Annotated in this window: 11 protein-coding genes; 8 read left to right on the top strand and 3 right to left on the bottom strand. The window is 53.2% G+C overall.

From position 1 onward, the window contains the following. Positions 1 to 12: 12 nt before the first annotated feature. The gene (gene fdnG, locus BN3796_RS00405) at positions 13 to 3,063 is read right to left on the bottom strand and encodes a formate dehydrogenase-N subunit alpha (protein ID WP_148381710.1); all 3,051 of its coding nucleotides are present in this window, start codon (positions 3,061 to 3,063) and stop codon (positions 13 to 15) included. A gap of 617 nt (positions 3,064 to 3,680) precedes the next feature. Between fdnG and BN3796_RS00395 the strand changes: the two genes are divergently transcribed. The 8 genes from BN3796_RS00395 to iraM all read left to right on the top strand — a co-directional run bounded on the left by BN3796_RS00395 (position 3,681) and on the right by iraM (position 11,595). Further along, the gene (locus tag BN3796_RS00395) at positions 3,681 to 4,397 is read left to right on the top strand and encodes a DUF1120 domain-containing protein (protein ID WP_061706496.1); all 717 of its coding nucleotides are present in this window, start codon (positions 3,681 to 3,683) and stop codon (positions 4,395 to 4,397) included. A gap of 113 nt (positions 4,398 to 4,510) precedes the next feature. Then, positions 4,511 to 5,203, top strand: coding sequence for a fimbria/pilus chaperone family protein (locus tag BN3796_RS00390; RefSeq protein ID WP_061706495.1), 693 nt, complete (start codon positions 4,511 to 4,513; stop codon positions 5,201 to 5,203). A gap of 46 nt (positions 5,204 to 5,249) precedes the next feature. Continuing rightward, a complete protein-coding gene (locus BN3796_RS00385) occupies positions 5,250 to 7,694 on the top strand; it encodes a fimbrial biogenesis usher protein (RefSeq protein ID WP_061706522.1) in 2,445 nt (814 codons plus the stop codon). Then, positions 7,691 to 8,272 carry a DUF1120 domain-containing protein gene (locus BN3796_RS00380; RefSeq protein WP_061706494.1) on the top strand — a complete coding sequence of 194 codons (582 nt, stop codon included), beginning with the start codon at positions 7,691 to 7,693 and terminating at the stop codon, positions 8,270 to 8,272. The genes BN3796_RS00385 and BN3796_RS00380 overlap by 4 nt, the downstream gene beginning before the upstream one ends. 115 nt (positions 8,273 to 8,387) lie before the next feature. Next, positions 8,388 to 9,224, top strand: coding sequence for a formate dehydrogenase accessory sulfurtransferase FdhD (fdhD, locus tag BN3796_RS00375; protein WP_061706493.1), 837 nt, complete (start codon positions 8,388 to 8,390; stop codon positions 9,222 to 9,224). Positions 9,225 to 9,338: 114 nt separating this feature from the next. Next, positions 9,339 to 9,551, top strand: coding sequence for a YdgH/BhsA/McbA family protein (locus BN3796_RS00370; RefSeq protein ID WP_061706492.1), 213 nt, complete (start codon positions 9,339 to 9,341; stop codon positions 9,549 to 9,551). A gap of 674 nt (positions 9,552 to 10,225) precedes the next feature. Beyond that, positions 10,226 to 10,879: a DsbA family protein gene (locus BN3796_RS00365; protein ID WP_061706491.1), complete on the top strand. Its 654-nt coding sequence runs from the start codon at positions 10,226 to 10,228 to the stop codon at positions 10,877 to 10,879. A gap of 365 nt (positions 10,880 to 11,244) precedes the next feature. Beyond that, a complete protein-coding gene (iraM, locus tag BN3796_RS21125; RefSeq protein ID WP_073885021.1) occupies positions 11,245 to 11,595 on the top strand; it encodes an anti-adapter protein IraM in 351 nt (116 codons plus the stop codon). 98 nt (positions 11,596 to 11,693) lie between these two features. On the opposite strand, the gene BN3796_RS00360 is transcribed toward iraM, so the two are convergent. Beyond that, positions 11,694 to 12,017: an AzlD domain-containing protein gene (locus BN3796_RS00360; protein ID WP_061706490.1), complete on the bottom strand. Its 324-nt coding sequence runs from the start codon at positions 12,015 to 12,017 to the stop codon at positions 11,694 to 11,696. After that, positions 12,017 to 12,673: an AzlC family ABC transporter permease gene (locus BN3796_RS00355; RefSeq protein ID WP_061706489.1), complete on the bottom strand. Its 657-nt coding sequence runs from the start codon at positions 12,671 to 12,673 to the stop codon at positions 12,017 to 12,019. Before BN3796_RS00355 ends, BN3796_RS00360 begins: the two co-directional genes overlap by 1 nt. Between the last annotated feature and the right edge of the window lie 63 nt (positions 12,674 to 12,736).

Below are 12,736 nucleotides of genomic sequence, written 5' to 3'. Positions count from 1 at the left end.
AGGTCGTCTCCGTTACACCTTTTCTACGTTCACGAGGAAGGCCTTGAACTCCGGCGTCTGCGTATTCGCATCGCCGACGAATGGCGTCAGGGTATTCGCGATAAACCCTTTCTTCGCCACGCCCTCATAGCCCCAGTGAATCGGGATGCCGATGGTATCCACCTGCTGACCGTGGACGTTCAGCGTGCGAATGCGCTTAGTCACCACCGCCTTGGCCTTAATATAGCCACGGTTGGAGGAGACTTTGACGGTATCGCCCTGGACGATGCCGAGCTTGTTCGCCAGCTTCTCGCCAATCTCCACAAACTGTTCCGGCTGCGCGATGGCGTTCAGCAGCGCGTGCTTGGTCCAGTAGTGGAAGTGCTCGGTCAGACGGTAAGTAGTGCCGACATACGGGAACTTATCTTTTTTACCCAGCGCCTCGAAATCGCTTTTAAAGATACGGGCGGCGGGGTTGGAGATAACGTTCGGGTGCAGCGGGTTCGTCCCCAGCGGCGTCTCAAACGGCTCGTAGTGTTCCGGGAACGGCCCTTCCGCCATCTTATCCAGCGCAAAGAGACGACCCATCCCTTCAGGCTGCATGATAAACGGCCCGACGTTGCTGCCCGGCGCGGCGGTGCTGTAGTCCGGAATATCCACGCCGCCCCATTTGGCCCCGTCCCACTGCAGCAGCTGACGATTCGGATCCCACGGTTTACCCTGCGGGTCGGCGGAGGCGCGGTTATAGAGGATGCGACGGTTCAACGGCCACGCCCATGCCCAGCCGAGCGTATTGCCGAGGCCCGACGGGTCGGCGTTATCGCGGTTGGCCATCTGGTTGCCTTTTGTCGTCCAGCTACCGGAGAAGATCCAGCAGCCGCTGGAGGTGGTGCCGTCATCGCGCAGCAGGCCGAAGCTGCTTAACTGATCGCCTTTCTTCGCCAGCACTTCCCCGGTTTTCGGATCGACAATATCCGCCAGCGCCTTGCCGTTGCTCTCCATCGCCACCTCTTCCGGCAGCGGATTATGCGGCGTCGAATAGTTCCAGGTCATATTGAGCACCGGTTCCGGGTTCGCGCCGCCTTCGGAGGCGTACATCTTACGCAGGCGTAAGAAGATACCGGCCAGGATCTCGCCGTCGTTCATGGCGATACCGGGGGCGTCCGCCCCTTTCCAGTGCCACTGCAGCCAGCGGCCGGAGTTAACGATAGAACCGTTCTCTTCGGCGAAGCAGGTGGAGGGCAGACGGAACACTTCGGTCTGAATCTTCGACGGATCGACATCGTTCGATTCGCCGTGGTTCTGCCAGAAGGTCGAGGTTTCGGTATTGAGCGGATCAATCGTCACCAGGAACTTCAGTTTCGACAGCGATTCAACCACCTTGTGCTTGTTGGGGAACGACGCCACCGGGTTAAAGCCCTGGCAGAGATAGCCGTTTACCTGGCCCTGGTTCATCATCTCGAAGTACTGAAGTACGTCGTAGCCTTTGTCCCACTTCGGCAGCCAGTCAAAGCCCCAGCTGTTCTCCGCTGTCGCTTTGTCGCCGAAGAAAGCTTTCATCAGGGAGACGAAGAACTTCGGATAGTTGCCCCAGTAGTTGACCTGGCCTTCCAGCAGCGGGTGCGGCGTATTGACCGTCAGATAGCTCTGCAGATCGGTCTGCTTGTCGTTTGGCAGCGTCAGGTAACCCGGCAGGCTCTGGGAGAGCAGGCCGAGATCGGTCAGACCCTGAATATTGGAGTGACCGCGCAGGGCGTTAACGCCGCCGCCAGCCATCCCCATGTTGCCGAGGAGCAGCTGCACCATCGCCATGGTGCGGATGTTCTGCGCGCCGATAGAGTGCTGTGTCCAGCCGAGCGCGTAGAGGAACGACGCGGTTTTATCTTTCGCGCTGGTTTCCGCGATCAGCTCGCACACCTTCAGGAAGTCCGCCTTCGGCGTCCCACAGATATTTTCGACAACCTCCGGCGTATAGCGGGAAACGTGCTCTTTCAGCAGGTTCCAGACACAGCGCGGATGTTGCAGCGTGGTATCGCGTTTCGCAAAGCCGTTTTCGTCCAGCTCATAGTTCCAGCTGGTTTTGTCGTACCTGCGTTTTTCGGCGTCATAACCGCTAAAGAGGCCATCTTCGAAGTGGTAATCCTCACGCACGATCAGGCTGGCGTTGGTATAGGCTTCGGTGTACTCGCGGTTGTATTTTTCGTTGGTCATCAGGTACAGCAATACGCCTGACAGGAAAGTGATGTCAGTACCTGAACGAATAGGGGTGTAGAAATCCGCCACTGACGCTGTACGCGTAAAGCGGGGATCGATCACAATCAGCTTCGCGCCGTTGTGAATTTTGGCTTCCATCGCCCAGCGGAACCCGACCGGGTGAGCTTCAGCGGCGTTACCGCCCATCACCACAATAAGGTTGGCGTTCTTGATGTCGACCCAGTGGTTGGTCATCGCACCGCGACCAAATGTTGGAGCAAGACTTGCTACCGTTGGTCCGTGTCAGACACGCGCCTGGTTGTCGACCGCGAGCATACCGAGCGCGCGGGTGAATTTCTGGGTTAAATAGCCGGTTTCGTTACTGGATGCCGAGGCGCAAAGCATACCGGTGGAGAGCCAGCGGTTAACAGTGGTGCCTTCGGCATTCTTCGCAATAAAGTTGGCATCGCGATCTTCTTTCATCAGCTTAGCGATGCGCTCAAACGCCTCTTCCCAGCCGATCTGCTGCCATTTATCCGAGCCTGGCGCACGGTATTCCGGGAATTTCAGGCGGCTTTCCGAGTGGATAAAGTCCACCAGACCGGCCCCTTTCGGGCAGAGCGCGCCACGGTTAACCGGGTGATCCGGGTCCCCTTCGATATGGAAGATGGATGCTTTGGCGTTTTTCGCGCCGTCGCCGAGGCTATACATCAATAGCCCGCAGCCGACGGAGCAGTACGTACAGGTATTACGGGTTTCGCGGGTGCGCAGCAGTTTATACTGCCGCGTTTCCGCCAGCGCTACGCCGGGGGCAAAGCCCAGCGCGGCTGCCGTGGTGCCTGCCATACCGCCAGCGCAGATCTTAAAGAACTGCCTTCTGCTGACCTGCATGGGTCGCTCCTTAGTTCATGTCGACATTGCTTTAACTTTTCTTTGCGCCGAGAGGAGGGGCGCAAGGCTAGAATCTGTTTAAACCCTCATTTCCTCGAGGGATTTGCAGAGAATACCACATTGTCGTTAATCGTGTTCCAACGGCGTTAAAACAAAGTGAACTAATGTTCACATCCTTAATACTGAAACGTGACTTTTATCACATTTATCCGCACGGGAGAGCGAATACTTTGCGCCGCCTGACGGGGAATGTTGTTTTGTTGTGAAATTATCACTCACCGGCACGATTGGTGCGTGATAAAAGCACGATCTATTTCCGTAGTTTATGAATTTAACGGGGTTATTCTGACTTTTCTATAGAGAAGCATAATGTGTAGCTATTAGTTCAGAATAAAATATCGAAAATCAGCTCTGAAATATTTATGAGTTAAATCATCCAGAAATTTCCCATAAGGAAATTTTCGGGCGTTATTCTTAAAATTATGTTGATTTATTGTTTGGCTTTATTGCTGGTGATAATTTCTTTGCGCCAGCCTCCACTGGCCACTCCATTTATTGAAATAAACAAAGCACACTCTTTTTCTTAAAAGATAATTTAGTCACTAAAGGAAATAAAAATGAGCACTTTATTTAAGGTGGGGCTACTGACCACTGCGCTGGCCTTTGCTGCTTCGTCGGCAATGGCGACAAGTTCTATTGATCTGAGGGTGACCGGGAAAATCATTCCGCCATCCTGTACGCCAACATTTGGCGCGGGCGGCGGTACGGTGGATTTCGGCAATATTCTGGTTTCTACGCTGAGCACGACTAATGATACAGCCCTTCAGGACGTAAAACAGGTTCCCGTCACCATTACCTGTGACGCGCCTACCCGTGTCGGTATAACCTTTACCGATCAGCGCGCTAACTCTCGCTCTACCACACCGATGAGTAGGGGTTTTATTACCACTGATTTTCCTAATGATGTGGGGTACTTTTTCGGCCTGGGTTTAACCGCTGAACAAAAACAGATTGGCGTTTATGCATTAGGTATTAATACAAATGGGGCAAAAAACGCCACGGGTGAAACCCGTTATCCGATTTATAGTGATGATAATGGCAGAACCTGGACTGAAGCGCTTAGTAGCCCGGACGGTCAATGGTATAACCCTCTAAAAAATAATGGTACCCAGATTACCGCTTTCGCAAAAGATGGCGAATCTCAGGTTTCACCTGAAAGCTCCCTGGCTTTTAATGTGGCTGTTGCAGCGATTATTCAGGATCTGCAAACGCTGCACGTTACTGACCAGATTACGCTGGATGGTTTAACCTCCATTAACCTGGTTTATCTGTAATTTATTTAGCTAATTAAATTAATAAAACCATTCTGCGCAGGATTTTTATTAATCCAGGGGTGGAGTGTTGTTCCTGCGCGGAATGGTATTCAGCACAGACAAAGGAAATCAGGATGCGAAATAATTTAAAAGGCCTGGCGTTAATCATTGGCCTGCTCTGCTCAACAGGCGCGACGGCGGCGGGTATGGTGCCGGAGACCTCGCTACTTCTGGTCAATGAAGAAGATCACGGTGCCAGTATCGATATCACTAATACCGACGATCAGACGCAGCTGCTTTACAGCAAAATTTTTAACCTACCGGACGATATCAGCGGACCCGATCTGATCGTTACCCAGCCGGTGGTCCGCGTTGAAGCCGGAAAGATTCAGCGGGTACGCGTTATTCTCCAGGACACGCCGCAAAAGATGAAGGTGGAGCATTTCAAGCGCATTATTTTTTCGGCGATCCCGCAAATCGAACAAAATAAAGTGAAGATGATCTTCACTCAAAATATTCCCGTCATTATCCACCCGGCAGGATTAGAACCGATGGCCGATCCCTGGCGGCTATTAACCTGGTCGGTTAAGGGGGGAAATGTCGTAGTGAAAAATGACACGCCGTATGTGGTCCGTTTAGAGCAGACAATAAAAACGTTGCCATCGGGTAATACGCAGCATTTAAGTAAAACTTATTTGTTGCCCGGAGAAACGCTTACTGCCACGCCAAATAAACAGCCCGCCAGCGCCGCAGACAGACAGGTCGAGTTTTATCCGGCCACGCGCTATGGCTACCAGGTAGATAAATTTATCGACCAGTTGAAATAAAAGAATGAATTACGCGGGCAGGGTAAACGGTTTTACCGGGGATATAATGCTGACACCAACACAACAGGCACGCCTGATGGCGTTTCCTTTAATTTTTATTGCATTAAGCGTACGTGCCGAGATAAATAATTCGTCAGAGGGGACGATGGAACTGGCGCGTCTCTCTTTTGACACCTCAATGCTTAAAAATAATGGCCTGGACCCACAACTTGCCGATTATCTGGCGACAGGCGCACGATTTACGCCGGGTTATCATAATGTGACGCTGAAAATAAACGGGGAAGAGAAAGGCCTTGTCGCCGCAAAATTTAATGCGAATGGCGAACTCTGCGCAGACAAAGAGTTTATCAACAACGCGGGGTTATTTTACACCACCCAACGAAACGCCTGCCCGCAGTTAACTCAATACTGGCGCAACGCAACGGTTGCGCTGCACCCGGATTCCGAAACCATTGAACTGGTGGTGCCACCCGGGGCCGTGGATCCCAACAGTGGCCGTACCTACTCGGATATTAACGGCGGCAGCGCCGCGATGCTGAATTACTCCATATTCGGCACCCATTATGATTACAGCGACACCGCGAGCGATAATGTCCAGGCAACGCTGGATATGGGGTTTAACGCAGGCGACTGGATTTTCCGTACCACTCAACTGCTCTCCGACGGTAACCATCAGGCGTTCTCGTCCGACTCGCTCTACACCTACGCGCAACGCACCTTTGCCGATTATGGCGTTATGGTGCAGGGTGGGGAAATTAACATTAATAATAGCCGCTTCAGCCTGCCGACGATCTACGGCGTGCAGATGATGCCTGACAACGCGCTGGCGCAAAATAGCGGCAGCGGGATTGATGTTTCGGGCATCGCCCGTAGCCCGCAGGCGCGGGTGGATATCCGCCAGGCCGGTCAGCTTATCTACTCCACGCTGGTCCCCGCCGGGCCTTTCACCCTGTCAGACGTGCCGGTGATTAGCGGTTCAACCGATCTGAACGTCACGGTCACCGAAACGGACGGTAGCGAGTCCCGTTTTACCGTTGCCGCCAGCAGCTTTCGCGGCAACAGCGCCATGCGGCCAGTGGGCTTCTCTTTCGCCGTTGGCCGGGCGAAAGATCTTAATACCCGCTTTGAGGAACCGTGGATTATGTCCCTCTCCGACGGCTGGGCGTTGAACCGCCGTGTCAGTACCGCCGCCGGAATGGTGATGGCCGATAACCACTACTACGGCTTTTCCGGCAACCTGAATACCGTACCGGTGCAGAATCTCTATACCTCACTCGGGTTTCTTGGCTCCGTCGATAATATGTCGGCCACCGATGGCGCGAAAACCACCCTTGATATCAGCTACGCCCTGCCGTACAACATGGGCTTTACGCTCGGGGGCAGCTATGGCTCGCCGCACTACCGTGAGCTCTCTGAGCTTTACAACGAGGACGATGATTTCTCGACGACCAAATATGACAACAGCATCGGCATTAACTGGACGCACGAGACGCTGGGCTACTTTTCCGTTAACTATTACAACAACAAAACCAGGGATTCGGACTACGACAGCCGCCGTATCATCAGCTCCTGGGCGAAAACCTTCCGCTGGGGTACGGTTAGCGTTAACTGGCAATCGGACGTCAGTAAAAACGAAAATACGGATGAGGATATGTTCTATGCCAGCATCTCCATTCCGCTTGGCCACGGCGTATCGACAAACTCCTGGTATCGTGAACGTGGAGGCGAAGCTTCTTATGGCTCGCGCATGTCCGGCTCGTTCAATCGTGAGAACCAGTACACGCTCGGCGTGACGGAGGATCAGGATGATAACACCACCTCCTGGGACGGCTCGCTGAACAGCAACCTCCACTATACCAACCTGAGCCTCGCCGCAGGCGGCGACAATAACAATAGCCACAACTATTCCGCGCAAATTAGCGGCGGCGTAGTGGCGCACAGCCACGGGGTCACCTTCTCGCCTTATTCGGTAGACGACACCTTCGGCATTGTTTCTCTCGATAAACCGGTCGCCGGTATTGAGATTGAAACCGCGCGCGGGGCAGTGTGGACCGACAAATGGGGCCAGGCGGTGATCCCGTCGCTGGCAGCCTGGCAGCCCAGCTCCCTCAACCTTAACACTCAAAGCCTGCCGGGCAATATGGATGTGAAAAACGGTAAAGCGGTGCTTAAAGCCTCGCATGGGGCGGTGGCGAAATGGCAATTCGATACCCTGAGCTATCGTCGGGTGCTGTTGCATATCACCCTGGAAAACGGTCAGCCGCTGCCGCAGGGCACCTCCATTCTCAGCGAGCGGGGGGAATATCTGACCAGCGCGCCGGAAAACGGCATGGTGTTTATAAACGATATCTCCGCCAGCCAGACTCTTTATGCGCGGGTGGATGACGGGCGCTGCCGGCTGCTGTTTACGCTGCCTGAGGCAGATCCCAATAAATTCTACGAGGAAGTGACAGGAAAATGCGTCGCCACAACAGGGAGTGCCCGGCAATGAAAATTCTTTCCGCGTTAAGCAAAATGACCGCTTCCGCTGCGCTGCTGCTCTTTTGTCAGGCGGCGGTGGCGGCGGATGAATGCCAGATAATCTCCGGTACACAGCAGATCAACCACGGCCGTTTTATCCAGGAAGAGATGCGCGCCGGGAAAACCAACGTGCAGGGAGTCTCATACGACTGGCTGGCGACGCAAACCCGCACATTTGACGTCACGGTGCTCTGCGATAAGCCGCAGAAAATTCGCCTCTACTTTGACGGGCCTGCCCGCAAAAGCACGCTGTTCCGCTTCGGGCAGCGAGGGGTGCTCGACCTGCGTGTGAAAAATGCCCGTATCGACGACCGAACCGTGCAGATTGCTACTGGCTCCCGGGGGGCGGTACTCACTGAAGGCGCAAATACTGTAGCGGTCAGGCCGGGCTTTGGCGTGGCGCCGTATGACGGCCAGGAGATCGCCGGACGGCAGTTTATGGTCACAGTGGAACTCACCACCTACCTGTCGCCGAAAGCGTTCCAGACGCGGGACACGGCAGAGATTGAAGAGACACTGACGCTCAGCGAGGAGCACACGGCGCCGTAAGTTTACGGCGTAAAGATGAGCCAGCAGGTGGTATTTTGATCCATACCCGGCGCGAAGCCCCGCAAAATGTGTTGCAATAGGGGCTTCGCCTTACCGATTGCTCAGGAAACACGTTGTGCCGAACTCAAATGTTAAAACGGAAGAGAGCTTGCTTCCCGCAGGCGTCGCCACCCGTTCCGTTTTTCGTCCGCCTCATCTCACCCGCCCGACCCCGGACTACCTTGCCGAGGAGGTGCCCGTCGCGCTGGTGTATAACGGCATCTCCCACGTGGTGATGATGGCAACGCCCAAAGACCTGGCGCTTTTTGCGATCGGCTTTTCCCTCTCTGAAGGCATCATCGCCCATCCGCGTGAGATATACGGTATCGACGTCGTGGAGGCCTGCAATGGACTGGAGGTGCAGATTGAGCTCTCCAGCCGTCGCTTTATGGGGCTGAAGGAGCGCCGACGCGCGCTGGCCGGGCGTACCGGCTGCGGCGTCTGCGGCGTGGAGCAACTCAACGATATCGGTAAACCTGTCGCCCCGCTGCCCTTTACCCAGACCTTTAACCTGGCAAACCTCGATGTTGCTCTGGCGCACCTTAACGACGTGCAGCCCATCGGCCAGCTCAGCGGCTGTACCCACGCCGCTGCCTGGGTACTTCCCGGTGGCCGGATTGCCGGCGGCCATGAGGATGTAGGCCGCCACGTGGCGCTGGATAAACTGCTGGGCCGCCGCGCCGGGGAAGGCGAGGCGTGGCAGCAGGGCGCGGCGCTCGTCTCCAGCCGGGCAAGCTACGAGATGGTACAAAAGGCGGCGATGTGCGGCGTGGAGATCCTCTTTGCGGTATCTGCTGCCACGACGCTGGCGGTGGAGGTGGCGGAGCGGTGCAACCTGACGCTGGTCGGCTTTTGCAAGCCGGGCAGGGCGACCATTTATACCCATCCGCAACGGTTAATTGTTGGTCAGTAATTTTGAATGATATGAGCAAATCCTTCCGCTTTTAGTTAGCGGCGTCTGGGCCTATGATTTATCACATCAAGGCACAACGCCTTATACAGACAACTAACTGAAAGGGTTTACATCATGAAAATCGTCAAAACTTTTGTTGCAGTTATCGCACTTGCTACCTCTGTAGGTTCTTTCGCCGCGCAGCCCGTGACCGCCTCTTCCAGCACGCTGGATGGCGCAGAAGCGAAAATCGCCGCCCAGGCGCAGGAAGCGGGCGCCTCCTCCTACAAAATTACCCAGGCGTTCACCGGTAACCACGTGCACATGACGGCGGAACTGAATAAATAAGCCTGGAAGTACTGTCGAAAGAGCGCCTGCGGGCGCTTTTTTTGTATGGACACGATGGCCTTTCCACCGCGCGTTAAAATCCTCATAACCTGCCTGCCCGATACCTGTAAATACCACCGATAACTATCAGTCCATTCAGAAATGATCTTATCTCAGTCATGATTATATGAATCTGTAAAAACAATATCGCTTAAAAGTTTTCTCTGAAACGTTACCACGTAAGGTGGTATAACTTATTTGTATAAAAAATGATCTGCTTGTGATTTTTAAAATATAATGCGCCGCAAAAGAGTGTGACGGCGGAAATCAGCGTAGCCTTAACTCTCCGTCAATAGCTGCTGTTTTGTTATCAAAAAGTAAGGATGATGAAACAATGCAGTTGTACGTTTTTGATATTAGCACTCCTTTTGCAGTCGAAAAATAATTTATTACTGATTTCTTCCTGAGGAATTATTTATTCCAGAGGAGGTGGTGGCTTTTATCTATGTTAAAAGCCAAAGAGAGTGGGCAACGAGCTCCTGGATAAATGTATCCTTTGTTCAGAATAAGCTGCAAAGGATAATCCATGATAAAAATATAATTTTTCTGCGCCTTGCCTGATAAATAACCAGGTCTCTGTTGTTCACAAACTTTTAAAACATTCTTAATGCTGTTATTTAGAATAAGAGGAAGTTATGCTCAAGAGAAATTTGGCCACTGTTTTTTTGGCTTGTCTGTCTTCTTCATGCATTGCTGCTGACTTGTTCAGACCAGAAGAGATAAATGCTGGAGAACACTATATTGAGTTAAAAGAATCGGTATCCGATGCACCTGTTGTTATTGAGTTCTTCTCGTTCTACTGCCAGCCCTGTTACGGCTTTACGTACCAGCATAAGGTCAACGAGCATGTAACAGCCGTTCTGCCGCCAAGGTACAGAGCCGAGAGGTACCATGTCAGCTCGACGGGAAGCATGGGAAAGGCGCTGACTGAAGCCTGGTCTGTAGCCAGAGCGCTGGGCGTTGAAGCTAAGGTCGAAGGACTTTTATACGACGCGGTTCAGTGCAAAAAAATCACCCCCTCTGAAAAAGAAATCCAGAAGGTGTTTATGGACGCGGGCGTTTCAGAAATAGATTACAAAAATGCCAAAGACAGTTTCCAGGTTAAGGCGCTAACCAGGAAACAGGACGAGATGGCTGAGAAGTTTGGTGTGAACGGTACGCCGTCATATTATGTTGCCGGAAAGTACCTGATTATCAACAGCGGTATTAAAGCTAAGCACTATCAAACATACGGTCATGCTTACGCGGATGTTGTCTACCGCCTTATTAAGAAAAACCAGACTCTATAATTTATCAGACCTGAGATTCTCTGCTGACGAGACGGAAAGCGCTGCATGAGATCAGGTCTGAGCACGTAACAGCATACTGCCGATCGGGACAGCTCAGAAACCAGACCGCGTATGCAGATCCGTTGCCCATCCTCTTTAATGGTTCCCTTGTCAAGAAATGTAATTACGCACAGAAAGTAAATTACATTGCGCCAGGAAAAGAATGCTTTTCTTTAAAAGATAAATAAAATTAAGCGGTTAATTACTTTAATTTTCTTGCAAGACAAAACCCCTGCCTTTACATTTTTGCGTCCTTAATACGCCGGAGTATAGCCATATACTTCAACGGTATACACAGTTAACCTCACACATATACGTATAGCTTTATGAAATGGAAAGTCATAGACACCGTAGCATGCCCCAACACAGGGATTGTATTCTCAGCCATCAGCAGCTTTAAAATGCTCAAGCTGATAATCTGGTATGACAGTAATATTATCCTCCCGCCGGGTGCGACAATAGAGCCCTATTCATCTGGTATGAAAATTAACGGCCTGTTTAAACCGGTAACGCTCTATTACGTTACGCCGTTTAGAAAACAGTTCTGGAAGGAGCTGAAACAAAAAGTACACTGTCCCGAAAACAGGGATACTGAATCGCCCTGGTGTCCTTCTCCTGTTCAGTGCGCGCTTAAAACGTGCCCTTATGGTAAAAAGATGAAGGTCTCCATACATTGAGGGGGTAGGGGCCGGTGATGACGCAACGCGCCTTCACCGGATGCTTGTCCACCCTTTTTGCCTCTGGCGAAAGATTCATCGCCAGGGGCAGCGTTTTATCAATGTAGTCCGGCGTAACGCAGCAGCGCCGTCACCACGGCGGCGGCGATAATCACCACGATTAACGGCATCTTGCGCCAGGCAAGAAAGAGGGCGAACGCCACGCCGAGCACCCGTGCCATGCCGGCGAAGTGGTCGCCTTCATAAAACATCGTCGCCAGAGCGACCGAAAAGAGCAGCACCGTGGCCGCATCGGAGAGCAGCGCCTGAGAGCGTTCCGACAGCGCCAGCCGGCTGCCGAGTTTAGCTCCGCCGAGACGCATCAGATAGGTTCCGGCAGAGAGAATGGCGATGCCGAGAATAAAAACCGTCATATTGCCCATTATTTTTTCCTCGCGGCCAGACCCAGTAATGAGAGCAGCACCGGCAGCCCCACCGGCGCAAAAGGCACCGCCGCGAGCGACAGCGCCGCCCCGCTCAGCGCACGTATCAGCGTGGTACGATTTTTAAAGGCAGGGATCACCAGCGCCAGCAGAATGGCCGGAAAGACCGCGTCCAGCCCGATGGTTTCCGGGTCCGGCAGCAATTTACCCACCATCGCCCCCAGCAGTGCGCCGAGCGGCCAGATGATTGCCACACCCAGGCCGCACAGCCAATAGGCCGCTTTCCGCTGTTCGGGCGTTTTCTGCGACAGGCCAAACACCACGCTTTCGTCGTTCATGATGTGGCAACCCAAAAAGCTCAGGCCGCGCTTGCCCACCAGTTCGCGCACCGTCACGCCAAACGGCACATGGCGGGCGTTGACCAGCAGGCCAGCGGCCGCCGCTGCCAGCGGATTGCCGCCGCTGGCGACAATGCCGATAAACATAAACTCTGACGCCCCCGCCAGGACGGTGATGGAGAGCAGGAAGGGGACCCAGAGCGGAAAACCGTACGCCATCGCCAGCGAGCCGTAGGACATCCCCACCACCCCCACCGCGAGGCAGACCAGAACTATCGCTTTAACCGTGTCCCCGCTGAGGGAGGAGAAGTGCTTCATACAATCTTAGCCATATCGAACGAGTTTTCATTATAATGAACGCAACAGGATCGTATTTCAAGA

Origin of the sequence: Pseudenterobacter timonensis, assembly GCF_900021175.1 — a bacterium.
Taxonomy (GTDB): domain Bacteria; phylum Pseudomonadota; class Gammaproteobacteria; order Enterobacterales; family Enterobacteriaceae; genus Enterobacter; species Enterobacter timonensis.
This window is presented reverse-complemented; position numbering and strand designations above follow the sequence as displayed.

Bases quoted from the DNA above. Each gene is read 5' to 3' on its own strand.
- BN3796_RS00355 (WP_061706489.1), bottom strand. From the start codon at position 12,673: ATGAAGCACTTCTCCTCCCTCAGCGGGGACACGGTTAAAGCGATAGTT.
- BN3796_RS00395 (WP_061706496.1), top strand. From the start codon at position 3,681: ATGAGCACTTTATTTAAGGTGGGGCTACTGACCACTGCGCTGGCCTTT.
- BN3796_RS00385 (WP_061706522.1), top strand. From the start codon at position 5,250: ATGCTGACACCAACACAACAGGCACGCCTGATGGCGTTTCCTTTAATT.
- BN3796_RS00380 (WP_061706494.1), top strand. From the start codon at position 7,691: ATGAAAATTCTTTCCGCGTTAAGCAAAATGACCGCTTCCGCTGCGCTG.
- BN3796_RS00390 (WP_061706495.1), top strand. From the start codon at position 4,511: ATGCGAAATAATTTAAAAGGCCTGGCGTTAATCATTGGCCTGCTCTGC.
- BN3796_RS00365 (WP_061706491.1), top strand. From the start codon at position 10,226: ATGCTCAAGAGAAATTTGGCCACTGTTTTTTTGGCTTGTCTGTCTTCT.
- BN3796_RS00360 (WP_061706490.1), bottom strand. From the start codon at position 12,017: ATGGGCAATATGACGGTTTTTATTCTCGGCATCGCCATTCTCTCTGCC.
- iraM (WP_073885021.1), top strand. From the start codon at position 11,245: ATGAAATGGAAAGTCATAGACACCGTAGCATGCCCCAACACAGGGATT.
- BN3796_RS00370 (WP_061706492.1), top strand. From the start codon at position 9,339: ATGAAAATCGTCAAAACTTTTGTTGCAGTTATCGCACTTGCTACCTCT.